Origin of the sequence: Enterobacter sp. HK-058-C-ECC (genome assembly GCF_047531125.1) — a bacterium.
In the GTDB taxonomy this organism is placed as follows: Bacteria; Pseudomonadota; Gammaproteobacteria; order Enterobacterales; family Enterobacteriaceae; genus Enterobacter; species Enterobacter quasiroggenkampii.
In genome coordinates this window covers 75,778-100,614 of the sequence record NZ_JBLKCH010000011.1, presented here as the reverse complement: position 1 = coordinate 100,614, position 24,837 = coordinate 75,778, and the positions used below count along the sequence as shown (strand labels likewise).

Below are 24,837 nucleotides of genomic sequence, written 5' to 3'. Positions count from 1 at the left end.
CACTTGTCATAGGTTGTATAGACATTTATTTTCATCTGTTGTCTGCTGTCAACCGACTTTGCGGAAAATGTTATTTATTTGTGATCACTTACCCGCCGCCCCTGGGCTAAAAATGCAACTTTTACCCTTTTTATCTTCCCGTTTCGCTCAACTTAGTATAAAAAAGCAGGCTATTTCGTCTATCCCGTAAAGACTTGCATACCCAGGAGCTTCACCTTGAACATTTCCAGGATTTCCCGTCTGGCGTTAGCACTCGCCTTTGGCGTGACATTATCCGCATGCAGTTCAACCCCACCGGATCAGCGGCCTTCTGAGCAGGTCGCGCCCGGTACGGCCTCCCGCCCGATTTTGTCTGCTGATGAAGCGAAGAACTTTGACCGTGCGCACTACTTCTCGTCGATGGATCCTAACGCTGCGCCGTGGACCCCGTCTTCGATTAACCTGCCGAAACAGCCTGACTTCGTGGTTGGCCCGGCGGGTGCGCAGGGCGTAACGCATACCTCGATTCAGGCTGCGGTAGATGCTGCCATCACGAAACACAGCGCGTCTCGCCAGTACATCGCGATCCTGCCAGGTGAATATGAAGGCACCGTCTATGTTCCGGCGGCACCGGGCAGCATTACGCTTTACGGTCTGGGCGAAAAAGCGATCGACGTAAAAATTGGCCTGGCGATTGATTCCGAAATCGACAGCAACACCTGGCGTCACCTGGTGAACCCGGCCGGTAAATATATGCCGGGTAAACCGGCGTGGTACATGTTCGATAACTGCCAGAGCAAGCGTGCCGCCACCATTGGCGTGATGTGCTCTGCGGTGTTCTGGTCCCAGAATAACGGTCTGCAGCTGCAGAACCTGACCATCCAGAATACCCTGGGTGACAGCGTTGACGCCGGTAACCACCAGGCTGTCGCGCTGCGCAGCGATGGCGATAAGGTGCAGATTAACAACGTCAACATTCTGGGTCGTCAGAACACCTTCTTCGTGACCAACAGCGGTGTACAGAACACGCTGCAGAATAACCGTCTGACCCGTACGCTGGTGACCAACAGCTACGTTGAAGGTGATGTGGATCTGGTGTCCGGCCGCGGCGCGGTGGTCTTTGATAACACCGATTTCCGCGTGGTGAACTCACGCACTCAGCAGGAAGGTTACGTGTTTGCTCCGGCAACCCAGTCGAACCTCTTCTTCGGCTTCCTGGCCGTGAACAGCCGCTTTAACGCTGCCGGTGACGGCGTGGCGCAACTGGGACGCTCCCTGGACGTGGACGCTGCGACCAACGGTCAGGTTGTGATCCGCGACAGCGTGATCAACGAAGGCTTCAACATGGCGAAGCCGTGGGCGGATGCGGCGATCTCCAAACGTCCGTTCTCCGGCAATACCGGTGCGGTGGACGATAAAGGGAACGTGCAGCGTAACCTGAACGACGCTAACTTCAACCGCATGTGGGAGTACAACAACCGCGGTCTGGGTAGCAAAGTGGTTGCTGAGCCGAAGCAGTAATAAGATGAGAGTAAAAGGGGGAGTTTAATCCCCCTTTTTACTGCGACTGAATGCGTCAGGCTCCAAACTTAAGATACGCATCCAATAGTTGCATAATCGCAACCATGAGTTGCAGGAACAGAATTGCCCATTCCACACCGCTCATACGCCACTCCTTTGGTATAGAGCACTTCTCCCCTGATTTACCTTTCCGCTGCCTGTCATCAGAGGTGTGTTGGTTATGTTTTGATGTGCTCCGCAGTTTAGGCACTGTCGGCACCACCCGACAGCCAGGACTGAATACGGATCCTGAATTGCGGAACTGCAACACATCAAGCCAACGGACAGAATGATATCAAATCACTACTGTACATAAAAACAGATAAAATCAGTTTAGGAATTTATAAAGAAAATGCATCTAACCAACTGATTATTCTAAAAATAACAACCGCTAGTCATTCTATGTTCTTTGTCCTTCGTTGACGATGAATTTACTTCACGTTGAGTCGACATTATGATGACCATGTTGGTTACGTTTTGATGTGCTCACCCGGCTACCACCGGGCATAAAAAAACCTCGCATTCGCGAGGTTTTTTGTTTTAAGCCGCTTAGTGAGCGTTAACCACCACCCACATCGGCCCCTGGCCTACGGCGTAGCGCCCTTTCTCTTCGAGCAGACCCTGCTCGCCTTTAATTTCATACAGCGCGATATGGTGGGATTTCTGCCCCGCTGCAATCAGGTATTTGCCGCTGTGATCGATATTAAAGCCGCGCGGCTGGGTTTCCGTCGGCTGGAAGCCTTCAACCGCCAGCACGCTGCCGTCTTCGGAAACGCTAAACACGGTAATCAGGCTGGAGGTACGGTCACAGGCGTACAGATGACGGCCATCTGGCGTAATGTGGATATCTGCCGCCCAGCGGGTGTCGGAGAAATCAGACGGCATCATGTCCAGCGTCTGCACGCACTCAATCTGACCGTTTGGATCTTTCAGTTCCCATACGTCCACAGAACTGTTCAGTTCGTTGACCACGTAGGCGTACTGCTGGTTCGGATGGAAGACCATATGACGCGGACCTGCGCCTTCTACCGTCGTGACTTCAGCTGGATTCTGCGCCACCAGGTGACCATCGTCGCTCAGGGTGAACAGGCAGATACGATCCTGCTTCAGCGCAGGCACCCACAGCGTGCGGTTATCCGGAGAGATATTCGCCGAGTGGCAGCCTTCAAGCCCTTCCACCACATCCACGGTTTCGACCGGAATGCCATCTTCAAGACGGGTTACGCTGACGCAGCCCGCGTTATAAGAGCCGCTGAAGACAAAGTTGCCTTTACGATCGGTTGAGATATGGGTTGGGCTGCCCGGCAACGGGGCTTCGGCAGTGTAAGTCAGCGCGCCGTCGTCCGGAGAGATGCGATAGGCCAGCACGCGGAACTCCGGGCGCACACCCACGTACAAGAAACGTTTATCCGGGCTGATAACCATCGGTTGCACCTGACCTGGTACATCAACAACCTGAACCAGCGTGAGTGTCCCCTCGGTATTTAAACGCCAGACGTGAATCTGCTGGCTTTCAGGACTGGCGGTATAAACGGTTTGTTTCATGAATATTCACTCCTCACTGCGCATGAAAGTAGTTAACTTTTGACGGTGAATGCTGAATTGTCGACAGGAGTTTTGAAGCGTTCGCCTCTCGGTGTACCATCCCATCAAAACGTAAATTCAATATTAACCTGGAAAAACAAATGACCTCGCGTGTGATTGCTCTGGATTTAGACGGTACCTTACTGACGCCGCAAAAAACCCTTCTCCCCTCTTCTCTGGAAGCGCTTAAACGCGCACAGGAAGCGGGATATCAACTCCTTATCGTAACGGGTCGACATCACGTTGCCATTCACCCTTTTTATCAGGCACTGGCGTTAGATACACCTGCAATTTGTTGTAATGGCACTTATTTGTATGATTATCAGGCAAAAAAGGTTTTAGCCTCCGACCCGCTGCCGGTTCCCCAGGCGCTGCAACTGATTGATCTGCTGGATGAGCATGCCATTCACGGCCTGATGTACGTGGATAACGCGATGGTGTACGAGCGCCCAACCGGCCATGTGGTGCGCACCAGCAACTGGGCGTTGTCCCTGCCTGAAGCGCAGCGTCCGGTCTTTACTCAGGTATCTTCCCTGCGTCAGGCAGCCCAGGACGTTGAGGCTATCTGGAAATTCGCCCTGACGGATGAAGACACCACCAAACTGAATGCCTTCGCGAAACACGTGGAACAGACGCTGGGTCTGGAGTGCGAGTGGTCCTGGCACGATCAGGTGGATATTGCCCGCAAAGGCAATAGCAAAGGCAAGCGTCTGACGCAGTATGTGGAATCGCAGGGCTGGTCAATGCAGGACGCGATCGCCTTCGGTGACAACTACAACGACATCAGCATGCTGGAAGCCGTCGGTACGGGCGTGGCGATGGGCAATGCCGACGACGCGGTAAAAGCGCGCGCTAACGTGGTGATTGGCGACAACACCACCGACAGCATCGCGCAGTACATTTATACCCACCTGCTGTAATCAGGCGGTGATCGAGACGCTCTTGATTTGCGCGTAGAGCCACAGGCCAGGTTTGATCCCTAACTCATCCCTGGCCCACGGGCTGATGCGTGCCCAGAGCGTTCTGCTTCCCACCTCGAGCTTCACTTCCACCTGGCCGTTATCATCAAAACACTCCGCGACTTTGGCGCGCAGGATATTTCGAATACTGGTTTGCAGCGGCGGCTGCAGCACCAGCGAAACGTCAGAAGCCTGAATACGGATACGCAGCGCGGACTGTAATGGCTTGTCGATCTTATTGACCCACAGATGCTGATCGCCCAGCGCCAGCGCCGTCATCGCGTAGTGCGGGTGGTGTTCCAGCACGCTCACCTTCAGAATGCTGCTCTGCTGTTCCCGGGGTAACCACGGGTGCATCACGCTGCTGCCCCAGACCTCTTCAAGGTTGCCGAAGGCCTTGACGCTGCCCTCTTCCAGCACCAGCACTTTGTCGGCCAGATGCAGGATCTCATCCAGCGAATGGCTGACGTAGAGCATTGGAATATTAATTTCCCGCGTCAGGCGCTGCAGGTAGGGCAGGAGCTCACGTTTGCGCGGAATATCCAGCGAGGCCAGCGGTTCGTCGAGCAGCAGCAGTTCGGGCGCGGTCAGCAACGCGCGGCCAATGGCCACGCGCTGTTTTTCTCCGCCGGAAAGCGAGGATGGCAGCCTGTCGAGCAGTGGCTCAATGCCTAAAAGCGTCACCAGCTTATCAAACTGTCCGGCCATGCTTTTCGCCATGCCGTAACGCAGGTTGCCGCGCACGCTGTAGTGCGGGAATAAGCGCGCGTCCTGGAAAACATAGCCAATGCGGCGTTTATCCGGCGACAGATACACCTTGTTTTCCACGTCATTCAGAACGCGGTTATTCAATACAATCCGTCCTGACTGCGGGCGCGTCAGGCCGCTGATGGCATTTATCAGCGACGTTTTTCCCGCCCCCGACACGCCGAAAATGGCGGTGATACCGCTTGCCGGCAGCGTCTCGTTAAGCGTCAGGGTATGGTTTCCCAGCGTCTGGGAGAAATTCAGTTCCAGCATGCTTATTTCCCCATCCGCTCACGGCTGAGCCGCGCCAGCCATTCCGACACCAGCAGCGATACCAGGGCTAATACGATTGAGATGATACACAGCCGCGCCGCCGCGCCCTCTCCGCCCGGCGTTTGAATCAGGGTATACATGGCCGATGGAATGGTTCGCGTCTCGCCGGGAATGTTCGAGACAAAGGTGATTGTCGCGCCAAACTCGCCCAGCGAGCGGGCGAAGGCCAGTACCGTCCCGACAATAATGCCGGGTAACGTCAGGGGAAGCGTGATGGTGAAAAAGACGCACCAGCGCCCGGCACCCAGCGTACGCGCCGCCTGTTCAAGCTTCATGTCCACGCCTTCCAGCGCGAGGCGGATCGCCCTCACCATCAGCGGGAATGACATTACCGCTGCCGCCAGTACCGCACCGCGCCAGCTAAAAGCGAACGTCAGCCCAAACCAGTCGTAGAGCTTCTCGCCGATAAAACCGCGCCGCCCCATCGAAACCAGCAGCAGATAGCCGACCACCACGGGCGGCAACACGAGCGGAAGATGAAGCACGCTGTCGAGCAGCGCTTTACCGGGAAACTGACAGCGAACCAGTAACCAGGCAAAGAAGATCCCAAAGGGCAAACTCAGCGCAACCGCCAGGGAAGAGACTTTAAGGCTCAGCAGAACAGCCTGCCATTCAGGATCGGTCAATATCATCAGTGAGTCGTAAATCCGTAACGTTTAAAGATTGCGGACGCTTCCGGCCCCTTCAGATAATCGCGGAAAGCCGTCACGGTCGCATTTTTATGTCCATCAACAATCGCAACAGGATATTCCACTTTCTTGTGGGAGTCTTCCGGGAACGTTGCCACCACTTTCACACCCTTACTGGCGACGGCATCAGAGCCATACACAATGCCCAGCGGGGCTTCGTTGCGTTCCACCAGCGCCAGCGCGCCGCGGACATCTTCCGCCGGAGCCAGCTTCGGCGACAATGTCTCCCACGCGCTCAGCTTTTGCAGCGCTTCTTTGGCGTAGATCCCGGCCGGAACGTGCTCCGGATCGCCCACTGCCAGACGCCCGCCGTTCAGCAGACTTATCCAGTGGGTCTCTTTGTTGATGGTGAAGTCAGCCTGGGTGCTGGCTTTTGGCGCCACGACAACCAGGCTATTCCCAAGCAGCGTTTCGCGGGTTGCCGCATCAATCGCTTTCTTCTCCACCGCGTAATCCATCCACTTCTGATCAGCCGAGATGAACAGATCCGCCGGTGCGCCCGCTTCTATCTGGCGCGCCAGCGTCGAGGAAGAGGCAAACGAGGAGACCACCTCGACGTTTTTCTCTTGTTTATACGCCGCCGCGATATCCTGCAGCGCGTTGGTCAGCGACGCCGCCGCAAAGACCGTGATTTTACCCTCGTCCGCCAGCGCGTGGCCGGTAAGTGAAAGCGTCAGCGTTGCCCCTGCGAAAAGGCGTACCCAGGTACGTGCCATTTTTAACTCCTGTGAGTAGCGTTATATACACATTAATATAACGGTAACGTCAGGGAGATCCCAGCGTTAAATCGTACCGCTGAAGAGGTAAACCGGTGTGATACGTTAAATATTATCGGCGAAAACGGGAAAATCTTGAGAGCAAAACGCCCGGGCAAGCCGGGCGTTTTGGGGGGAATCAATGCTGCTTTTTAGCCTGGTCTCTGTGACCAATGTTCGAAAAGACGTTGAACACTTCACCCAGGCCGTAGATGGCACCGAGGATGATGGCCATCACTACTGGTACCATGATCACGGCGAATACCAGACTTTTCAACAACTCTAACATGGTTTTCTCCAGATATTGTGAATAGCGTATTCTACCCTTTCAACTGAGAAAAACATCCCCTTTTGTGCGGTACCCTTTGCGCCCTGCACCATTTGGGTCACAATACTCTTTTTGCCAGGACACTGTTATGCAGGCCGAAATTCTCCTCACACTCCGACTTCAGCAAAAGCTTTTCGCCGATCCGCGACGTATCGCCCTGCTTAAACAAATAGAACAAACAGGCTCGATTAGCCAGGGGGCGAAAAACGCGGGCATCAGCTATAAAAGCGCCTGGGACGCCATCAACGAAATGAACACCCTGAGCGAACAGCCGCTGGTGGACAGAGCCACGGGCGGCAAAGGTGGCGGCGGTGCGATCGTGACGCGTTATGGACAGCGCCTTATTCAGCTTTACGATCTGCTGGCCCAGATTCAGCAAAAAGCGTTCGATGTGTTAAGCGATGACGATAACGTGCCACTGGACAGTCTGCTGGCCGCCATTTCCCGCTTCTCGCTACAAACCAGCGCCCGCAACCAGTGGTTTGGAACGGTGACGGCGCGCGATAATCTGCAGATACAGCAGCATATTGAGATCCTGCTTGCCGATGGCACCACCCGCCTGAAAGCCGCCATAACGGCGCAAAGCGCGGAACGTCTTGAACTGGATGAAGGTAAAGAGGTGCTGGTGCTGCTGAAGGCGCCGTGGGTCACTATCACGCGCGATCCCGATGCGGCAAAGGCAGCAGATAACCAGCTGCAGGGCACAATCAGCCACATCGAACGCGGCCAGGCGCAGTGCGAAGTGCTCATGACCCTGGCAGACGGGCAACCGCTTTGCGCGACCCTACCGCTCAGCGAGTCGGACGACTTAGAAGAAGGTGCTGTCGTCACCGCGTATTTCAACGCGGACCGGGTGATTATCGCCACTTTGTGCTGAGCGCATTGACAATCGTACCGACAGTGCGTATCCCTGATATCTATTGCTGCAAAAACAGGGATAAATCATGTCATCATTGCATATTTCGCAAGGCACGTTTCGTCTTAGCGATACCCGAACGCTGACGATTGCTGATTTGACACTACGCGCGGGTGAAAGCTGGGCGTTTGTCGGCACCAACGGCAGCGGTAAATCTGCGCTGGCCCGTGCGCTGGCGGGAGAGCTCAACCTCCTCAAGGGCGAATACCAGAGCGACTTTACGCGCCTGACGCGCCTGTCGTTTGAACAACTGCAAAAGCTGGTCAGCGACGAGTGGCAGCGCAACAACACCGATTTGCTCAGCCCTGGCGAAGACGATACCGGTCGTACGACCGCAGAAATTATACAGGATGAGGTGAAAGACCCCGCCCGCTGTGAGCGCCTGGCAGAACAGTTCGGTATCACCCCTCTGCTGAACCGGCGCTTTAAATACCTTTCGACCGGCGAGACGCGAAAAACGCTGCTTTGTCAGGCGCTGATGAGCCAACCTGAACTGCTTATTCTGGACGAACCGTTCGACGGTCTTGACGTGCAGTCCCGGGCGCAGCTGGCGTGTCTGCTGGCGTCGCTTAATCAGCAGGGATATACCCTCGTGCTTGTGCTTAACCGCTTCGATGAAATTCCGGACTTTATCCAGCACGCGGGCGTCCTGGCCGACTGTAACCTGACAGAGACCGGCGAAAAAACCGCGCTGCTTAAGCAGGCGCTGATTGCCCAGCTCGCCCACAGCGAACAGCTCGACGGTATTACCCTGCCGGAACCTGACGCCCCTTCGGCCCGCCATGCGCTTGACCCCCACCAGCCGCGCATCGTGCTGCGTGACGGGGTGGTCTCTTATGACGATCGCCCGATCCTTAACCGCCTCAGCTGGACGGTCAATCCGGGCGAGCACTGGCAGATTGTCGGCCCCAACGGCGCGGGGAAATCCACGCTGCTGAGCCTGATCACCGGCGATCACCCGCAGGGCTATAGCAACGATCTGACGCTGTTCGGTCGGCGTCGCGGCAGCGGCGAAACCATCTGGGATATTAAAAAACATATCGGCTATGTCAGCAGCAGCCTGCATCTGGATTATCGGGTCAGTACCACGGTACGCAACGTGATCCTCTCCGGGTATTTTGACTCGATCGGCATTTATCAGGCGGTGTCGGACAAACAGCACGAGCTGGCCCAGCAGTGGCTGGATATCCTGGGCATGGACAACCGGGTCGCTGACGCGCCGTTTCATAGCCTGTCGTGGGGGCAACAGCGTCTGGCACTGATCGTTCGCGCGCTGGTGAAACACCCTACGCTGCTGATCCTCGACGAACCCCTGCAGGGACTCGACCCGCTAAACCGACAGCTTATTCGCCGCTTTGTGGACGTGCTGATTAGCGAAGGTGAAACGCAGCTGCTGTTTGTTTCACATCATGCCGAAGATGCCCCCTCCTGCATCACGCATCGCCTGGAGTTTGTTCCGGATGGTGAGCACTATCGTTATCTGCAAAGCAAAATCGATTGACCTCCGGAGGGTACCGCCCTCCGTTTTTCAGATAACCTGCACTAATACATTGCTATCCCGTTGATCTACAATGCCTCATAGCAGCTGAAAATCGGATTTTAAAAACAGTGTAAACGATTCCACTATTTTATCCCATGTCACACTTTTTGCGTCTCTGTTATGCTATGGTTATTACATACCATAAGCCCAATGGAGCGAAATATGCGAGTTCTGGTAACAGGTGGTAGCGGTTACATCGGTAGTCATACCTGCGTGCAGCTGCTGCAAAACGGCCATGACGTCATCATTCTCGACAACCTGTGCAACAGTAAGCGCAGCGTGCTGCCTGTGATTGAACGTCTTGGCGGTAAACAACCGACTTTCGTGGAAGGCGACATCCGCAACGAAGCGTTGATGACCGAGATCCTTCACGACCACGCTATTGAAGCGGTGATCCACTTCGCGGGTCTGAAAGCCGTCGGGGAGTCCGTTGCAAAACCGCTCGAGTATTATGACAACAACGTCAACGGTACCCAGCGTCTCATCTCCGCCATGCGTGCGGCTAACGTCAAAAACTTCATCTTTAGTTCTTCCGCCACCGTCTATGGCGATCAGCCCAAAATTCCTTACGTTGAAAGCTTCCCGACCGGGACGCCGCAGAGCCCGTACGGCAAAAGCAAGCTGATGGTGGAGCAGATCCTGACCGACCTGCAAAAAGCCCAGCCGGAGTGGAGCATCGCGCTGCTGCGCTACTTCAATCCGGTCGGTGCCCATCCGTCTGGCGATATGGGTGAAGATCCGCAGGGCATTCCGAACAACCTGATGCCGTATATCGCGCAGGTTGCCGTCGGTCGTCGCGATTCGCTGGCGATTTTTGGCAATGACTACCCCACCGAAGATGGCACTGGCGTGCGCGACTATATCCACGTGATGGATCTGGCAGATGGCCACGTTGCCGCCATGCAGCAGCTGGCGGATAAACCTGGCGTGCATATTTACAACCTCGGCGCCGGGGTCGGCAGCAGCGTGCTGGACGTGGTCAATGCTTTCAGCAAAGCCTGCGGCAAGCCGGTGAACTACCACTTCGCACCGCGTCGTGAGGGCGATCTGCCTGCTTACTGGGCCGACGCCACCAAAGCCGACAAAGAGCTTAACTGGCGTGTTACGCGCACGCTTGATGAAATGGCACAGGATACCTGGCACTGGCAGTCACGCCACCCGCAAGGCTATCCGGACTAAGGATCCGTCATGACGCAATTTAATCCCGTCGATCATCCGCATCGTCGCTTTAACCCGTTAAGCGGGCAATGGATTTTAGTTTCTCCGCATCGCGCCAAGCGCCCCTGGCAGGGGGCGCAGGAGACGCCTGCAAAACAGACCCTGCCGCAGCACGACCCGGACTGCTTCCTCTGTCCGGGCAACACTCGCGTGACCGGGGATAAAAACCCGGACTACAAAGGCACCTTCGTGTTTACCAACGATTTTGCCGCCCTGATGACCGACACGCCGGACGCGCCGGAAAGCCACGATCCGCTGATGCGCTGTGAAAGCGCGCGCGGTACCAGCCGCGTGATCTGCTTCTCTCCCGATCACAGCAAAACGCTGCCGGAGCTGAGCGTTGAGGCACTGAAAGAGGTGGTCAGCACCTGGCAGGCGCAAACTGCCGAGCTGGGTCAAACTTACCCATGGGTGCAGGTGTTTGAAAATAAAGGTGCGGCAATGGGCTGCTCCAACCCGCATCCGCATGGCCAGGTCTGGGCGAACAGCTTCCTGCCTAACGAAGCCGAGCGTGAAGACCGTCTGCAAAAAGCGTATTACGCGGAAAACGGCTCGCCGATGCTGGTGGATTACGCACAGCGTGAGCAGGCAGACGGCAGCCGTACCGTGGTGGAAACCGAACACTGGCTGGCCGTCGTCCCTTACTGGGCCGCCTGGCCGTTTGAGACGCTGCTGCTGCCGAAAGCACACGTGCTGCGCATCACCGAACTCAGCGACGCGCAGCGCGACGACCTTGCCCTGGCGCTGAAAAAACTGACCAGCCGTTACGACAACCTGTTCCAGTGCTCCTTCCCGTACTCCATGGGCTGGCACGGCGCACCGTTTAACGGGGAAGAGAATCCGCACTGGCAGCTGCATGCCCATTTCTATCCGCCGCTGCTGCGCTCTGCGACGGTACGTAAATTTATGGTGGGCTACGAAATGCTGGCGGAAACCCAGCGTGATCTGACGGCGGAACAGGCGGCAGAACGTCTGCGTGCCGTTAGCGACGTCCACTATCGCGAATCAGGAGTCTAAAAAATGAGTCTGAAAGATAAAACACAATCCCTGTTTGCTGAGAAATTTGGTTACCCTGCCACCCACATTATTCAGGCACCTGGTCGCGTTAACCTGATCGGTGAACACACTGACTACAACGACGGTTTTGTGCTGCCGTGCGCCATCGATTACCAGACGGTCATCAGCTGCGCGAAGCGCGACGACCGCCAGGTTCGCGTGATTGCGGCGGATTACGGTAATGAGACGGACGCGTTTTCCCTCGATGCCCCGATTGTGACGCACGACAGCCAGCAGTGGTCTAACTACGTGCGCGGCGTGGTGAAGCATCTGCAGAAGCGTAATAAAAACTTCGGCGGCGCCGATTTGGTCATCAGCGGCAACGTGCCGCAGGGGGCGGGCTTAAGCTCCTCTGCGTCTCTGGAGGTCGCCGTGGGCACCGTGTTCCAGCAGCTCTATCATTTACCGCTGGATGGCGCACAAATCGCCCTGAACGGTCAGGAAGCGGAAAACCAGTTCGTGGGCTGCAACTGCGGCATCATGGACCAGCTGATCTCCGCGCTGGGCAAAAAAGAACACGCGCTGCTGATCGACTGCCGCTCGCTTGGCACCAAAGCCGTTCCCCTGCCAAAAGGCGCGGCTGTCGTGATCATCAACAGCAACTTTAAGCGCACGCTGGTGGGCAGCGAGTACAACACCCGCCGCGAGCAGTGCGAAACCGGCGCCCGCTTCTTCCAGCAGCCCGCCCTGCGCGACGTGACGCTCAATGAATTTAACAAAGTGGCGCACGAGCTGGATCCGATTGTCGCCAAACGTGTTCGTCACGTGCTGACGGAAAATGCCCGTACCGTTGAAGCCGCCTCCGCACTGGCGAAAGGTGACCTGAAACGCATGGGTGAGCTGATGGCAGAATCTCACGCCTCCATGCGTGATGATTTTGAGATCACCGTTCCGCAAATCGACACCCTGGTGGAGATCGTCAAAGCGGTCATTGGCGACAAAGGCGGCGTACGCATGACGGGCGGCGGTTTTGGCGGCTGCATCGTTGCGCTGGTTCCGGAAGAGCTGGTCCCTGCCGTACAGGACGCCGTGGCGAAGCAGTACGAAGCGAAAACAGGTATTAAAGAAACCTTCTATGTTTGCAAAGCATCACAAGGAGCCGGACAGTGCTAAACGAAACACCTACCCTCGCACCGGATGGTCTGCCGTATCGCCTGTTAACCCTGCGCAACCGCGCGGGGATGGTGGTTACGCTTATGGACTGGGGTGCAACTCTGCTTTCAGCCCGCGTACCGATGCCGGACGGCAGCGTGCGCGAAACCCTGCTCGGCTGCGCATCGCCCGAGCAGTATGTTAATCAGTCCGCCTATCTGGGCGCATCCGTAGGACGCTATGCTAACCGCATCGCGAAGAGCCGCTTTGAGCTCGACGGCGTGCAGTACACCCTGCTTCCAAGCCAGGGTGAAAACCAGCTGCACGGCGGCCCGGAAGGCTTTGATAAACGTCGCTGGAAAATTGTTCGTCAAAACGACGGCGAAGTGCTGTTCTCGCTGGATTCGCAGGACGGCGATCAGGGCTTCCCGGGTAACCTTATCGCCTCCGCGCGCTTTACATTGACGGACGATAACCGTATCGCCATTGAATACCGTGCGACGGTCGACAAGCCGTGTCCGGTCAACCTGACCAATCACGCGTACTTCAATCTGGACGGCAACCAGTGCGACGTGCGTGAGCACAAGCTGCAGATCCTGGCGGATGCGTATCTGCCGGTTGACGAAATGGGCATTCCGTATCAGGGGCTCAAAGACGTGAGCGGGACCAGCTTTGATTTCCGCCGCGCGAAAACGATCACCCAGGATTTCCTGAGCGATGACGATCAGCGCAAGGTGAAAGGTTACGACCACGCGTTCCTGCTGCAAGCTAAAGGTGATGTGAAACAACCTGCCGCACAGGTCTGGTCTGCGGATGAGAAGCTGCAGATGACGGTTTATACCACCGCTCCTGCCCTGCAGTTTTACTCAGGTAACTATCTCGGCGGCATAACGGCGCGCGAACACGAAGAGTATAGCGACTGGCAAGGCCTGGCGCTGGAGAGCGAGTTCCTGCCGGACAGCCCGAATCATCCGGAATGGCCGCAGCCGGACTGCGTGCTGCGCCCGGGTGAAGAGTACGTTAGCGTGACGGAATATCATTTTATTCCACATTAATCTTCAGCCCTCCCTCTGGAGGGCTTTTTTCTGCGCGCCTTGCTGAAAATAGCGCCGATCGCAGACAAAATCATAACCCTGGATTCACAAGCATCTTACACTCAGAGACTATTTTCGCTATGGTTAGGGTTAAGCGTTGCTGCTGGCACGGCCACAGCAATATAATGAGAATTGTTATCATTCTAAAAATGCTTGAGGAGTAAGAGATGGCTATTACTAAGCTGGTTCTGGTGCGTCACGGCGAAAGCCAGTGGAACAACGAAAACCGCTTTACCGGTTGGTACGACGTTGATCTGTCTGAGAAAGGCGTAAGCGAAGCAAAAGCAGCAGGTAAACTGCTGAAGGAAGAAGGCTTCAGCTTTGATTTTGCTTACACCTCTGTGCTTAAACGTGCCATCCACACCCTGTGGAACGTGCTGGACGAACTGGACCAGGCCTGGCTGCCGGTTGAGAAATCCTGGAAACTGAACGAGCGTCACTACGGTGCGCTGCAGGGCCTGAACAAAGCGGAAACCGCTGAGAAATACGGTGACGAGCAGGTTAAACAGTGGCGTCGCGGCTTCGCGGTCACCCCACCAGAGCTGACCAAAGATGACGAGCGCTACCCGGGCCACGACCCGCGTTACGCGAAACTGACCGACGCTGAGCTGCCAACCACCGAGAGCCTGGCGCTGACCATCGACCGCGTTGTGCCTTACTGGAACGAAACCATTCTGCCACGTCTGAAAAGCGGCGAGCGCGTGATTATCGCGGCTCATGGTAACTCCCTGCGTGCGCTGGTGAAATACCTGGACAACATGGGTGAAGACGAGATCCTCGAACTGAACATCCCAACTGGCGTACCGCTGGTGTATGAGTTCGACGAAAACTTCAAGCCAATCAAACACTACTACCTGGGTAACGCGGACGAAATCGCAGCGAAAGCGGCGGCCGTTGCGAACCAGGGTAAAGCGAAGTAATTTCGCTGACCATAAAAAAAGCGCGGAACCGTCCGCGCTTTTTTATTTGAGCCGTCAGAATTAACCGCGACGCGCTTTCACTGCGTTAGCCAGCTGGCGCAGGATGGCGTCGGTATCGTCCCAGCCGATGCAGGCATCGGTCACGCTCTTGCCATACACCAGCGGCTCGCTGCCTTCCAGGTTCTGGTTACCTTCAACCAGATGGCTTTCGATCATCACCCCAATCACCGCCTTCTCACCGCCGGCAATCTGCTGACAGACGTCTGCGCCCACTTCCATCTGCTTTTTAAACTGCTTGCTGGAGTTGGCGTGGCTGAAATCGATCATCACCTGCGGTGGCAGCCCGGCTTTTTCCAGCCCGACTTTGACTTCGGCCACATGTTTTGCGCTGTAGTTAGGCTCTTTGCCGCCGCGCAGAATGATATGGCAGTCACCGTTACCGCTGGTGTTAACGATGGCAGAGTGACCCCACTTGGTCACGGACAGGAAGCAGTGCGGTGCGCCCGCTGCGTTGATGGCGTCGATAGCCACCTTAATGGTGCCGTCAGTGCCGTTTTTGAAGCCCACCGGACAAGAGAGACCGGACGCCAGCTCGCGGTGAACCTGAGATTCAGTAGTGCGGGCACCAATTGCCCCCCAGCTCATCAGGTCTGCAAGGTATTGCGGCGTAATCATGTCCAGGAATTCACCGGCCGCAGGCAGGCCGCTGTCGTTGATCTCCAGCAGCAGCTTGCGCGCAATGCGCAGACCGTCGTTGATCTGGAAGCTGTTATCCATGTGCGGATCGTTAATCAGTCCTTTCCAGCCCACGGTGGTGCGCGGTTTTTCAAAGTAGACGCGCATGACGATTTCCAGCTCATCCTTCAGCTCTTCACGCAGGGTGAGCAAACGGGCAGCGTATTCTTTCGCGGCAGCAGGATCGTGAATCGAGCACGGGCCAATCACCACCAGAAGACGATCGTCATTACCTTTCAGGATCTTATGGATCGCTTTACGAGCATGAGAAACCGTGTTTGCGGCATTTTCAGTGGCGGGGAATTTCTCAAGGAGTGCTACAGGAGGTAATAACTCATTGATCTCTTTAATGCGTAAATCGTCGTTCTGATAATTCATTTTCTTTCCAGCTCTGCCATATCTTTAGTAATGAAAGCAATCCTTTCAATCTATCTTGTCGACCAGGAAGTGTAAACACGGTTTTACACTTCACGCAGATAATTCCTGGAATTCGCCTAAAAATCGCCACAAAATAGCGAAAAATGAGATCTAACCTAAGCTTTTTAACTGTAACAAACAATTTTAAACGCTTAAACGCGATTCCCTACTGACGTAAGTCCGTATGGCGGAATCTTTCGCCTCAAAAAAGATGCACTGTTGGAGAATGTTATCCAGCGTAACGACAAGAACAGGAGCACCATGATGAAAATGACAAAACTGGCAACCCTCTTCCTGACCGCCACCCTTACCCTTGCCAGCGGCAGCGTCCTGGCCGCCGAAACGGGCACCTCAGAGAGCAACGGTGACGCGAATGCGGCTGCGGCGGCAGGTCAGCCTGCGCCTGATGCAAAACAGAATATTGCCCCGAATAACGTCGACAACGGCCAGATCAATACCGGTAATACCAACACGGGCGGCACCATGCTGCATCCAGACGGTAGCGGTTCCGGCACCATGAACCATGACAATATGAGTTCAGACGAGGTCCACAAGAACTCCATGTGTAAGGACGGCAAATGCCCGGACCCTAACGACAAAGTGGGTGACGACGCCAATACCAAAACGGATGGTACCACCCAGTAATTTGTATGTACCGTCAGAAAAAGGAGAGCCCAGGCTCTCCTTTCTTTTTGGAGTAACCTATTAAAAACGCTACACTAAAAACAATAACACTTCAGGAAAGCAGACATGGCGCACTCCCATTCCCACTCGCATGCACCCGGAAACGACAACGCTAAACGACTGATGCTGGCCTTTGGCGTCACGGCAACGTTTATGATTATCGAGGTCATTGGCGGCCTGGTTTCCGGCTCTCTGGCGCTTTTGGCCGATGCCGGACATATGCTGACCGATGCCGCCGCCCTGCTCTTCGCCCTGCTGGCCGTGCAGTTTGCGCGCCGCCCACCGAATGCGCGCCACACCTTCGGCTGGCTGAGGCTGACCACCCTGGCCGCGTTTGTTAACGCCATTGCGCTGGTGGTCATTACTGTGCTTATCGTCTGGGAAGCCATACAGCGCTTTCGGCATCCACAGCCGATCGCTGGGGCGACAATGATGGTCATTGCCGTGGCAGGGTTGCTGGCGAATATTCTGGCCTTCTGGATCCTGCACCGCGGGAGCGGGGAAAAGAACCTCAACGTGCGCGCGGCGGCACTGCATGTGCTGGGGGATTTGCTCGGTTCAGTCGGGGCGATTGTCGCCGCGCTGGTGATCCTCTATACCGGCTGGACGCCTGTCGATCCGATTCTGTCCGTGCTGGTGTCGTGTCTGGTCTTGCGCAGCGCCTGGCGACTGCTGAAGGAGAGCGTGAACGAACTGCTTGAAGGGGCGCCAGCATCCATGGACATCGATGAGCTGAAGCGCAACCTGCGCCGTACTGTCCCGGAAGTCCGTAATGTCCATCACGTGCACGTCTGGCTGGTGGGAGAGAAACCGGTCATGACGCTACATGTCCAGGTGATCCCACCTCACGACCACGATGCGCTGCTCGATCGCATCCAGCACTTCCTGGAGCACCACTACGACATTAGCCACGCTACCGTTCAGATGGAGTATCAGCCCTGTAGCGGACCGGACTGCCACCTTAACGAGGCGCAGTCCGGTCATTCACATCATCATGACCACTAGCTGGAAAGCGCGCGAGAGCCTCGCTCACGCGCGCTGTTAATCCACATTCGGCTGCCGTTCAGCGCGATGAAGGTCAGCAGCAGATATTCCAGCGACATGGCATAGACGCCCTGCAGGGCGAAGATCGCCACGCTGATCACGTTGATAATGACCCACAGCAGCCAGTTCTCAACGTATTTACGGGTCATCAGAATCATTGCCGCAATCGACAGCACCATCATGCAGGAATCCCAGAACGGGAAAGCATCCGGCTGGAGTTCTGGCATCGTTACGTTCAGGCCGATGCCGGACATGACCGAAACAGCAACGCGGGTCAGGAAGGCAAACACCGGGTTGATGTAAACGGTCATTAAGCCAATGGCCACCACGCAGGCGACGAACCAGGCGATGGCTTTCGGCAGGGGCAGCCAGCGGATCTGCAACTCGGCCTCCTGCTGGCTGTTCTGACGCGACCAGGCATACCAGCCGTAAATATTGGCGGCAAAGAAGAACAGCTGCAAAAGCAGGCTGGCGTACAGCTGGATCTGGAAGAAGATAATCGCAAACAGCGTGACGTTAATCAGCCCGAACGCGTAGTTACTGATCTTCTCCAGGCTTGCCAGCCAGATACACAATAAGCCCGCCAGCGTACCTACGGCCTCAATCCATGACAGGTCATAGCCACCTGCACCAATCGGTATATGAACCAGAATGTTATGTGTGCTAAAAAAATCCATCTTTTCCCCGGGGCGAGTTGAATTAAGTACGTAGTGTAGCCGCAAAATCCAGCATGCGGTTAAGCGGAATTAACGCGCCTTCACGCAGGGCGGCATCCACGTGGATTTCATGCGCCGCACCACCGGTTTCTAACCCTTCAGCAATCGCTTTCAGGCCGTTCATCGCCATCCAGGGACAATGCGCGCAGCTGCGGCACGTTGCGCCCTCGCCCGCCGTTGGTGCTTCAAGAAGCTCTTTCTCCGGCACGGCCTGCTGCATCTTATAGAAGATACCGCGATCGGTCGCGACAATGAGCTGCTTGTGAGGCAACGTCCTGGCCGCGTTAATAAGCTGGCTGGTTGAGCCCACGGCATCCGCCATGTCGACAATTGACTGCGGTGACTCGGGGTGAACAAGAATGGCGGCGTCAGGATAAAGCGCCTTCATTCGCGCCAGCGCCTGAGTTTTGAATTCATCATGCACAATGCAGGCACCCTGCCAGCAAAGAACGTCAGCCCCCGTCTGCTTCTGAACATAATTGCCGAGATGACGATCAGGCGCCCAGATAATTTTCTCCCCCAGGCTGTCCAGATGTTCAATCAGCTCAACGGCGATGCTCGACGTAACCACCCAGTCAGCCCGCGCTTTTACCGCCGCAGAGGTGTTAGCGTAGACCACCACGGTCCGGTCAGGGTGAGCGTCACAGAAGGCCGTGAATTCGTCAATCGGACAGCCGAGATCCAGGGAACACTCCGCGTTAAGCGTGGGCATCAGAATGGTTTTTTCCGGGCTCAGAATCTTTGCCGTCTCGCCCATAAAACGCACGCCGGCAACCAGCAGCGTGGAAGCGGGATGCCGTGCACCGAAGCGCGCCATCTCCAGTGAGTCAGAAATGCAGCCGCCGGTCTCTTCCGCCAGCTGCTGGATTTCCGGGTCGGTGTAGTAATGGGCCACCATTACCGCATCGCGCGCTTTAAGAAGACGTTTGATCTTCTCGCGGTAGAATTGCTTTTCGTCCTGGCTCAACGGGACAGGCTTTGGCGGAAACGGATAGATTGCGGCTTCAGGATCAAACATCACACTCATTATGGCTTCTCGTTTTACGGGCTTAACAATATTGCCTTTCATTTGCCTGACATAGCAAAACGCGTGGCAATTGTGTTTTGTATACTAAACAAGATAGCGAATCTGGCGTGAAAAGTCACCGGGAATAGATGGGCGGAGCATTTGTTGTACCGCAGATAGCAAAAAGGCGCCTTTAGGGCGCCTTTCTACACTGGTGGGTCGTGCAGGATTCGAACCTGCGACCAATTGATTAAAAGTCAACTGCTCTACCAACTGAGCTAACGACCCCTTGCGGGATTTTTTCTTCGAAGTGGTGGGTCGTGCAGGATTCGAACCTGCGACCAATTGATTAAAAGTCAACTGCTCTACCAACTGAGCTAACGACCCATTCGGGTGCTGACTTCGAAGATTTTTACTCGGTACCACTTTAAAGTGGTGGGTCGTGCAGGATTCGAACCTGCGACCAATTGATTAAAAGTCAACTGCTCTACCAACTGAGCTAACGACCCGAGTGGTGGGTGATGACGGGCTCGAACCGCCGACCCCCTCCGTGTAAAGGAGATGCTCTACCAACTGAGCTAATCACCCACTCTGTACTGCCGGAACTGCGTTAAGTGGTGGGTCGTGCAGGATGACTCGGCTTCGCCTCGCCCTACGGGCCGTTGCTGACGCAACGTTATCCTTCACGTTTTACTACTACTTCCACCTGACTTAGTGGTGGGTCGTGCAGGATTCGAACCTGCGACCAATTGATTAAAAGTCAACTGCTCTACCAACTGAGCTAACGACCCACTTTTATGCTGCTTTCACGTTGTTTGATATCCCGTGGCAACGGCGGCATATATTACTGATTTAAGAATTCTGCGCAACAAAAATTTCGATGAAGATCACTTAACTGCTTAGTAATCATGCTGCACGACCAGAAATAACGCGATTTCTGGTCATGCGATAATCATCCCATCGAATTCAGACGTTTTTGCGCCTGCTTAGCACCTTCGGTACCCGGGAATTTTGCAACCACCTGCTGATAAACCGCTTTGGCTTTCGCGGTGTCGCCTTTGTCCTGCATGATCACGCCAACCTTATACATCGCATCTGGCGCTTTCGGCGATTTTGGGTAATTTTTCACCACGGAGGCAAAATAAAACGCCGCATCGTCCTTTTTACCCTTGTTGTAATTCAACTGACCGAGCCAGTAATTGGCATTTGGCTGATAAGTGGAATCAGGGTATTTCTTAACAAAGCTCTGAAACGCAGCAATCGCGTCATCCTGACGAGATTGATCCTGCACCAGGGCAATGGCCGCATTGTAGTCCGTATTCGCGTCACCGCTCTGTACAGGCGCGCCTGTTGAGGCTGACGTATCAGCAGATGGCGCTGGCGTAGACGTCGCCGCACCGCTCTGATCGCCTGCGGCTGGCTGTGCTGCTGCACCACCACTGCTCAGGCTATCGATCTGCAACAAGATTTGCTTCTGACGTTCCACAACCTGGTTAAGCTGATACTGGCTTTCCTGAATCTGACCGCGGAGAGAGTCAATATCATTCTGGTTATCGGAAAGTTGTTGCTGGAGTTGGGTTAAAAGCTGGCTGTGAGCGTTAGAAATACGCTCGAGTTGAGTGACCCGGTCTTCTACCGAGCCTGAGCCGACACTACTGATTGGTGCCTGAGCAAAAGCGGCCCAGGGGGCCGCTATTCCAACCAGTAACGACAGACTCAACAGATGATGTCTGAAGTTACTGCTCATGCAATTCTCTTAGTAAACCAGTACGGCACGACGGTTTTTGGAGTAAGCCGCTTCGTCGTGACCCAGTACTGCAGGTTTTTCTTTACCGTAAGAAACGATGGAGATCTGGTCAGCAGAAACGCCTTTACCCTGCAGGTACATTTTAACAGCGTTAGCACGACGTTCACCCAGGGAGATGTTGTACTCTGGAGTACCACGTTCGTCCGCGTGACCTTCTACGGTGACTTTGTAAGATGGGTTGCTACGCAGGAAGTTAGCGTGCGCATCCAGCATCGCAGCGAAGTCAGAACGGATGTCGTATTTATCCAGATCGAAGTAAACGATGTTGTTCTGCTGCAGCTGCTGCATCTGAAGACGCGCCTGCTCTTCAGAAGACATGTTGCCATTGCCGTTCGCGTCCATACCGGTGCCGGCACCCATCATGCCTTCGCCGCTCTGGTCATTGCTGGCGTTCTTGTTAGAAGAACACGCTGCGATTGCCATTACAGGCAGAGCGATCATCAGCCCCTTCAGCACTTTGTTCAGTTGCATTTCTATGATTCCTTTAGTAATCAATTAATTATTATTTACAGATACGGCGACCAGGCAGGTGATTTTACCTGTCCATCAGTAGCCGGAATACGCGCTTTGAAACGCCCATCTGTAGAAACCAGATTCAGCACAGATCCCATCCCCTGAGAAGAGCTGTAGATTACCATCGTGCCGTTAGGTGCCAGACTTGGCGTTTCATCCAGGAACGTTGACGACAGAACTTGAACGCCACCCGCTACCAGATCTTGTTTGGCAATGTGCTGCTGCCCACCGTTAGAGCTGACCATTACCATAAATTTACCGTCGCTGCTCACGTCTGAGTTCTGGTTCTGTGAACCTTCCCAGGTAATACGCTGCGGAGCACCGCCGTTGATGTTGACTTTATAGATTTGTGGACGGCCGGCCTGGTCAGAGGTAAACGCCAGGTTTTGACTGTCCGGGAACCATGAAGGTTCGGTGTTGTTGCTACGACCATCGGTCACCTGACGGATCTGGCCAGAGCCAATGTCCATCACGTACAGGTTCAGGCTACCGGTTTTAGACAACGCAAACGCCAGTTTAGAGCCATCTGGAGAGAACGAAGGCGCACCGTTGTGACGTGGGAAAGATGCGACCTGACGAACCGCACCGTTTGCCAGCGTCTGGATAACCAGCGCAGAACGGCCGCTTTCGAAGGTGACATACGCCAGCTTAGAACCGTCCGGAGACCAGGCTGGAGACATCAGTGGCTGCGAAGAGCGTTTCACCAGGAACTGGTTGTAGCCATCGTAATCAGATACGCGCAGCTCATACGGGAATTGACCGCCGTTGGTCTGCACCACGTATGCGATACGGGTACGGAACGCACCTTTAATGCCGGTCAGTTTTTCAAATACCGCATCGCTGGCAGCGTGTGCCGCGTAGCGCAGGTACTGCTTAGTGACCTTGTAAGAGTTCTGGGCCAGAACGGTACCTGGTGCACCGCCGGTATCCACCAGTTGCCAGGCCACGTTGTAAGAACCGTCTGGATTAGGGGTAACCTGACCCACAACCACGGCATCAATACCCAGTGCAGACCATGCTGCAGGCTGTACTTCCTGCGCGCTACCCGGCTGCTGAGGCAGACGAGAACGATCTAACGGGTTAAATTTACCGCTGTTACGCAGGTCAGCCGCCACGATGCCACCGGCATCTTCAGGTGCAGCGCCAGGACCGGCCCACTGGAACGGAACAACACCGATTGGGCGTGCCGAGTCCACCCCCTGGGTGATCTCGATACGTACTTCTGCGTGCAGTACTGCTGCCCACAGCATTAAAAAACTAAATGCTACACGTAATGCCTGCTTCATCATATCTCCCTTATCCGGGTAACCTTACCCACGATAATTTAGCAGAATGTTAACAAACTCAAATAGACAAAACTACAAAGCCCGGTTACGACAATAGACTGTTTTTCATACTTCCGTAAGGAGAGTCGATTACAGCTTAAAGTCCAGTTTGGCATCTTTTATCTTTTCATAAACAGCCTCACTAGGCGGTTTAGGAATGTTCGCCGATCTTGCTGCGGCCAATGCTGCCTGACAAAGCGCAGGATCGCCCCCTTCAGACGTCACATTTTTCAATCGGCCATCTGGCGCAAGGTTGATATGCAGCACGCACTGTTTGCCCTGATAAAGGCTCGCATCAAACAGGCGACTCTGAATAGCCACCTGAATCTGCCTAGCGTAAGCGCTGATATCTGCCCCCGTAGCACCGCCGTTGGCACCCGAAGTACCGCTATCTTTAGACGGCTGACCACTTCCTTTCGCCCCACCGCCCGTTTTCGGCGCATTCTTACCGGAGCTCAAATCGCCCAGCAGATCGTCAACCCCTGCGGCAGCAGCGGCTTTTTCAGCGGCGGCAGCCTTTTTAGCAGCCGCTTTTTCAGCAGCTGCTTTCTTATCGGCAGCGGCCTTCTCAGCTGCAGCTTTTTTGTCAGCAGCGGCTTTTTCGGCGGCTGCCGCTTTTTCTGCCGCGGCTTTTTCTGCTGCTGCTTTCTCGGCAGCAGCCGCTTTCTTCGCGGCCTCGGCAGCAGCTTTCTTCTCTGCTTCCTGAGCGGCCTTCTTCGCGGCTTCCGCTTCTGCTTTCTTCTGAGCATCAGTTGCGGCTTTCTTAGCGACTTCGGCTTCCGCTTTCTTCTGAGCATCAGCGGCGGCTTTCTTCGCGGCTTCGGCTTCCGCTTTCTTCTGGGCATCAGCAGCCGCTTTCTTCGCCGCTTCTGCCGCTAATTTCGCCTGGGCATCAGCCTGTGCTTTCGCGTCCGCTGCGGCTTTTGCTGCCGCCTCTTCCGCCTGCTTTTGCTGTTCCTGTGCTTTTTTCGCGGCCTCTTCGGCTTGTTTCTGCTGTTCTGCCTGCGCTTTCGCGGCTTCCTGCGCCTGCAAACGTTCTTTCTCGAGCAGCTTCAGACGCTCCTGCTCTGCGGCCTGCTTTTCACGCAGCTCTTCCGCTTGCTGTTGCGCCTGTTTTTCACGCTGCTCTTCAGCCCGTTTTGCACTCGCCTTCTGCTGTTGTTGGCGATTATAGTTCTGTACTACCGCACCGGGATCCACCATCACGGCGTCAATGGAAGACCCTCCACCGCCGCCGGCTGATGCATCAATATGCTCGTCGAACGAACTCCAGATCAGCGCTGCAAAAAGAATAACGTGCAGCACTGCGGAGACGATTATCGCTCGCTTAAGCTTGTCGTTCTGTTCGGTTGCCTTTGACACTATCGGTTCCCAAAAACTACGCGGATGATCAAATAGGTTGGGTCATTAAGCCAACTGACTTAACACCCGCACTATGTAGCAAGTTCAGCGCTTTAATAATTTCATCGTAGGGTACGTCTTTCGCGCCACCGATTAAGAAGACCGTTTTCGGATTTGACTCCAGGCGACGCTGCGCTTCGGCAATAACCTGCTCAGGTGGCAGCTGATCCATACGATCCTTCTCTACCACGACGCTGTATTGCCCTACGCCGGAAACCTCAATGATAACCGGAGGATCGTCATTGGTGCTCACCGCCTGTGATTCTGTCGCATCCGGCAGATCCACTTCCACGCTCTGGGTAATAATTGGCGCTGTTGCCATGAAGATCAGCAGCAGTACCAGCAGGACGTCCAGCAGTGGAACGATATTGATTTCGGACTTGAGCTCGCGACGACCTCGTCCACGCGATCTGGCCATG

The 24,837-nt window shown here is 55.1% G+C and carries 25 protein-coding genes and 5 tRNA genes; 11 read left to right on the top strand and 19 right to left on the bottom strand.

Annotation, left to right across the window (positions count from 1 at the left end; translation table 11 throughout):
- The first annotated feature begins 216 nt into the window (after nucleotides 1-216).
- Nucleotides 217-1,500, top strand: coding sequence for a putative acyl-CoA thioester hydrolase (locus tag ACMWJS_RS18960; RefSeq protein WP_045909473.1), 1,284 nt, complete (start codon nucleotides 217-219; stop codon nucleotides 1,498-1,500).
- Nucleotides 1,501-1,555: 55 nt separating this feature from the next.
- Here ACMWJS_RS18960 and tisB read toward each other — a convergent pair whose 3' ends face one another.
- On the bottom strand, nucleotides 1,556-1,645 hold the full coding sequence (tisB, locus tag ACMWJS_RS18955; RefSeq protein WP_023332440.1) for a type I toxin-antitoxin system toxin TisB: 90 nt from the start codon (nucleotides 1,643-1,645) through the stop codon (nucleotides 1,556-1,558).
- Between the two features lie 443 nt (nucleotides 1,646-2,088).
- Nucleotides 2,089-3,084 (bottom strand): 6-phosphogluconolactonase, encoded by a 996-nt coding sequence (gene pgl / locus ACMWJS_RS18950; protein WP_045909472.1) that lies wholly within the window; start codon nucleotides 3,082-3,084, stop codon nucleotides 2,089-2,091.
- 140 nt (nucleotides 3,085-3,224) lie between these two features.
- Between pgl and ACMWJS_RS18945 the strand changes: the two genes are divergently transcribed.
- Nucleotides 3,225-4,043, top strand: coding sequence for a pyridoxal phosphatase (locus ACMWJS_RS18945; RefSeq protein ID WP_047073877.1), 819 nt, complete (start codon nucleotides 3,225-3,227; stop codon nucleotides 4,041-4,043).
- On the opposite strand, the gene modC is transcribed toward ACMWJS_RS18945, so the two are convergent.
- The 4 genes from modC to ACMWJS_RS18925 form a co-directional block, all read right to left on the bottom strand.
- The gene (gene modC, locus ACMWJS_RS18940) at nucleotides 4,044-5,102 is read right to left on the bottom strand and encodes a molybdenum ABC transporter ATP-binding protein ModC (protein WP_048026984.1); all 1,059 of its coding nucleotides are present in this window, start codon (nucleotides 5,100-5,102) and stop codon (nucleotides 4,044-4,046) included. It lies immediately after the preceding gene.
- Nucleotides 5,103-5,104: 2 nt separating this feature from the next.
- Nucleotides 5,105-5,794, bottom strand: a complete 690-nt coding sequence (gene modB, locus ACMWJS_RS18935; protein WP_414747413.1) for a molybdate ABC transporter permease subunit — start codon at nucleotides 5,792-5,794, stop codon at nucleotides 5,105-5,107.
- A complete protein-coding gene (gene modA, locus ACMWJS_RS18930) occupies nucleotides 5,794-6,567 on the bottom strand; it encodes a molybdate ABC transporter substrate-binding protein (RefSeq protein ID WP_414747412.1) in 774 nt (257 codons plus the stop codon). Before modA ends, modB begins: the two co-directional genes overlap by 1 nt.
- A 178-nt stretch (nucleotides 6,568-6,745) precedes the next feature.
- Entirely contained in the window at nucleotides 6,746-6,895 is a 150-nt protein-coding gene (locus ACMWJS_RS18925) for an AcrZ family multidrug efflux pump-associated protein (protein WP_008501118.1), read from the bottom strand.
- 127 nt (nucleotides 6,896-7,022) lie between these two features.
- Between ACMWJS_RS18925 and modE the strand changes: the two genes are divergently transcribed.
- The 7 genes from modE to gpmA all read left to right on the top strand — a co-directional run bounded on the left by modE (nucleotide 7,023) and on the right by gpmA (nucleotide 14,770).
- Nucleotides 7,023-7,811, top strand: a complete 789-nt coding sequence (gene modE, locus ACMWJS_RS18920) for a molybdenum-dependent transcriptional regulator (protein WP_069719590.1) — start codon at nucleotides 7,023-7,025, stop codon at nucleotides 7,809-7,811.
- Between the two features lie 67 nt (nucleotides 7,812-7,878).
- On the top strand, nucleotides 7,879-9,351 hold the full coding sequence (modF, locus tag ACMWJS_RS18915) for a molybdate ABC transporter ATP-binding protein ModF (protein ID WP_414747411.1): 1,473 nt from the start codon (nucleotides 7,879-7,881) through the stop codon (nucleotides 9,349-9,351).
- A 201-nt stretch (nucleotides 9,352-9,552) separates the two neighbouring features.
- Nucleotides 9,553-10,569: a UDP-glucose 4-epimerase GalE gene (galE, locus tag ACMWJS_RS18910; RefSeq protein WP_414747410.1), complete on the top strand. Its 1,017-nt coding sequence runs from the start codon at nucleotides 9,553-9,555 to the stop codon at nucleotides 10,567-10,569.
- A 9-nt stretch (nucleotides 10,570-10,578) separates the two neighbouring features.
- A complete protein-coding gene (galT, locus tag ACMWJS_RS18905) occupies nucleotides 10,579-11,625 on the top strand; it encodes a galactose-1-phosphate uridylyltransferase (protein ID WP_045909465.1) in 1,047 nt (348 codons plus the stop codon).
- Nucleotides 11,626-11,628: 3 nt separating this feature from the next.
- The gene (gene galK, locus ACMWJS_RS18900) at nucleotides 11,629-12,777 is read left to right on the top strand and encodes a galactokinase (protein WP_196352127.1); all 1,149 of its coding nucleotides are present in this window, start codon (nucleotides 11,629-11,631) and stop codon (nucleotides 12,775-12,777) included.
- Nucleotides 12,771-13,811 (top strand): galactose-1-epimerase, encoded by a 1,041-nt coding sequence (gene galM / locus ACMWJS_RS18895; RefSeq protein ID WP_414747409.1) that lies wholly within the window; start codon nucleotides 12,771-12,773, stop codon nucleotides 13,809-13,811. Before galK ends, galM begins: the two co-directional genes overlap by 7 nt.
- Nucleotides 13,812-14,017: 206 nt before the next feature.
- Entirely contained in the window at nucleotides 14,018-14,770 is a 753-nt protein-coding gene (gene gpmA / locus ACMWJS_RS18890) for a 2,3-diphosphoglycerate-dependent phosphoglycerate mutase (protein WP_008501111.1), read from the top strand.
- A gap of 60 nt (nucleotides 14,771-14,830) precedes the next feature.
- On the opposite strand, the gene aroG is transcribed toward gpmA, so the two are convergent.
- On the bottom strand, nucleotides 14,831-15,883 hold the full coding sequence (gene aroG, locus ACMWJS_RS18885) for a 3-deoxy-7-phosphoheptulonate synthase AroG (protein WP_008501110.1): 1,053 nt from the start codon (nucleotides 15,881-15,883) through the stop codon (nucleotides 14,831-14,833).
- 303 nt (nucleotides 15,884-16,186) lie between these two features.
- On the opposite strand from aroG, the gene ACMWJS_RS18880 reads away from it, so the two are divergent.
- Together ACMWJS_RS18880 and zitB are read left to right on the top strand one after the other, a co-directional pair.
- A complete protein-coding gene (locus tag ACMWJS_RS18880; RefSeq protein WP_045909461.1) occupies nucleotides 16,187-16,567 on the top strand; it encodes a protein YbgS in 381 nt (126 codons plus the stop codon).
- A 105-nt stretch (nucleotides 16,568-16,672) separates the two neighbouring features.
- Nucleotides 16,673-17,611: a CDF family zinc transporter ZitB gene (zitB, locus tag ACMWJS_RS18875; protein WP_048026976.1), complete on the top strand. Its 939-nt coding sequence runs from the start codon at nucleotides 16,673-16,675 to the stop codon at nucleotides 17,609-17,611.
- On the opposite strand, the gene pnuC is transcribed toward zitB, so the two are convergent.
- The 12 genes from pnuC to tolR form a co-directional block, all read right to left on the bottom strand.
- Nucleotides 17,608-18,327, bottom strand: coding sequence for a nicotinamide riboside transporter PnuC (pnuC, locus tag ACMWJS_RS18870; protein WP_048026975.1), 720 nt, complete (start codon nucleotides 18,325-18,327; stop codon nucleotides 17,608-17,610). The two genes, zitB and pnuC, sit on opposite strands and share 4 nt — an antisense overlap.
- Before the next feature lie 22 nt (nucleotides 18,328-18,349).
- Nucleotides 18,350-19,393, bottom strand: a complete 1,044-nt coding sequence (gene nadA / locus ACMWJS_RS18865; protein WP_104949096.1) for a quinolinate synthase NadA — start codon at nucleotides 19,391-19,393, stop codon at nucleotides 18,350-18,352.
- A gap of 191 nt (nucleotides 19,394-19,584) precedes the next feature.
- Nucleotides 19,585-19,660 (bottom strand) — tRNA-Lys (locus ACMWJS_RS18860).
- A 23-nt stretch (nucleotides 19,661-19,683) separates the two neighbouring features.
- Nucleotides 19,684-19,759, bottom strand: a tRNA-Lys gene (locus ACMWJS_RS18855).
- A gap of 46 nt (nucleotides 19,760-19,805) precedes the next feature.
- Nucleotides 19,806-19,881 (bottom strand) — tRNA-Lys (locus ACMWJS_RS18850).
- Nucleotides 19,882-19,884: 3 nt separating this feature from the next.
- Nucleotides 19,885-19,960 (bottom strand) — tRNA-Val (locus tag ACMWJS_RS18845).
- Nucleotides 19,961-20,087: 127 nt separating this feature from the next.
- Nucleotides 20,088-20,163, bottom strand: a tRNA-Lys gene (locus ACMWJS_RS18840).
- Nucleotides 20,164-20,324: 161 nt separating this feature from the next.
- Nucleotides 20,325-21,119, bottom strand: a complete 795-nt coding sequence (cpoB, locus tag ACMWJS_RS18835) for a cell division protein CpoB (protein ID WP_025912850.1) — start codon at nucleotides 21,117-21,119, stop codon at nucleotides 20,325-20,327.
- Nucleotides 21,120-21,128: 9 nt separating this feature from the next.
- Complete coding sequence (gene pal, locus ACMWJS_RS18830; RefSeq protein WP_003858578.1) at nucleotides 21,129-21,650, bottom strand: peptidoglycan-associated lipoprotein Pal; 522 nt, start codon at nucleotides 21,648-21,650, stop codon at nucleotides 21,129-21,131.
- A gap of 35 nt (nucleotides 21,651-21,685) precedes the next feature.
- Nucleotides 21,686-22,978: a Tol-Pal system beta propeller repeat protein TolB gene (gene tolB / locus ACMWJS_RS18825; RefSeq protein ID WP_008501103.1), complete on the bottom strand. Its 1,293-nt coding sequence runs from the start codon at nucleotides 22,976-22,978 to the stop codon at nucleotides 21,686-21,688.
- Nucleotides 22,979-23,107: 129 nt separating this feature from the next.
- The gene (gene tolA, locus ACMWJS_RS18820) at nucleotides 23,108-24,379 is read right to left on the bottom strand and encodes a cell envelope integrity protein TolA (protein WP_414747408.1); all 1,272 of its coding nucleotides are present in this window, start codon (nucleotides 24,377-24,379) and stop codon (nucleotides 23,108-23,110) included.
- A 28-nt stretch (nucleotides 24,380-24,407) separates the two neighbouring features.
- The gene (gene tolR / locus ACMWJS_RS18815; protein ID WP_003858589.1) at nucleotides 24,408-24,836 is read right to left on the bottom strand and encodes a colicin uptake protein TolR; all 429 of its coding nucleotides are present in this window, start codon (nucleotides 24,834-24,836) and stop codon (nucleotides 24,408-24,410) included.
- Between the last annotated feature and the right edge of the window lies 1 nt (nucleotide 24,837).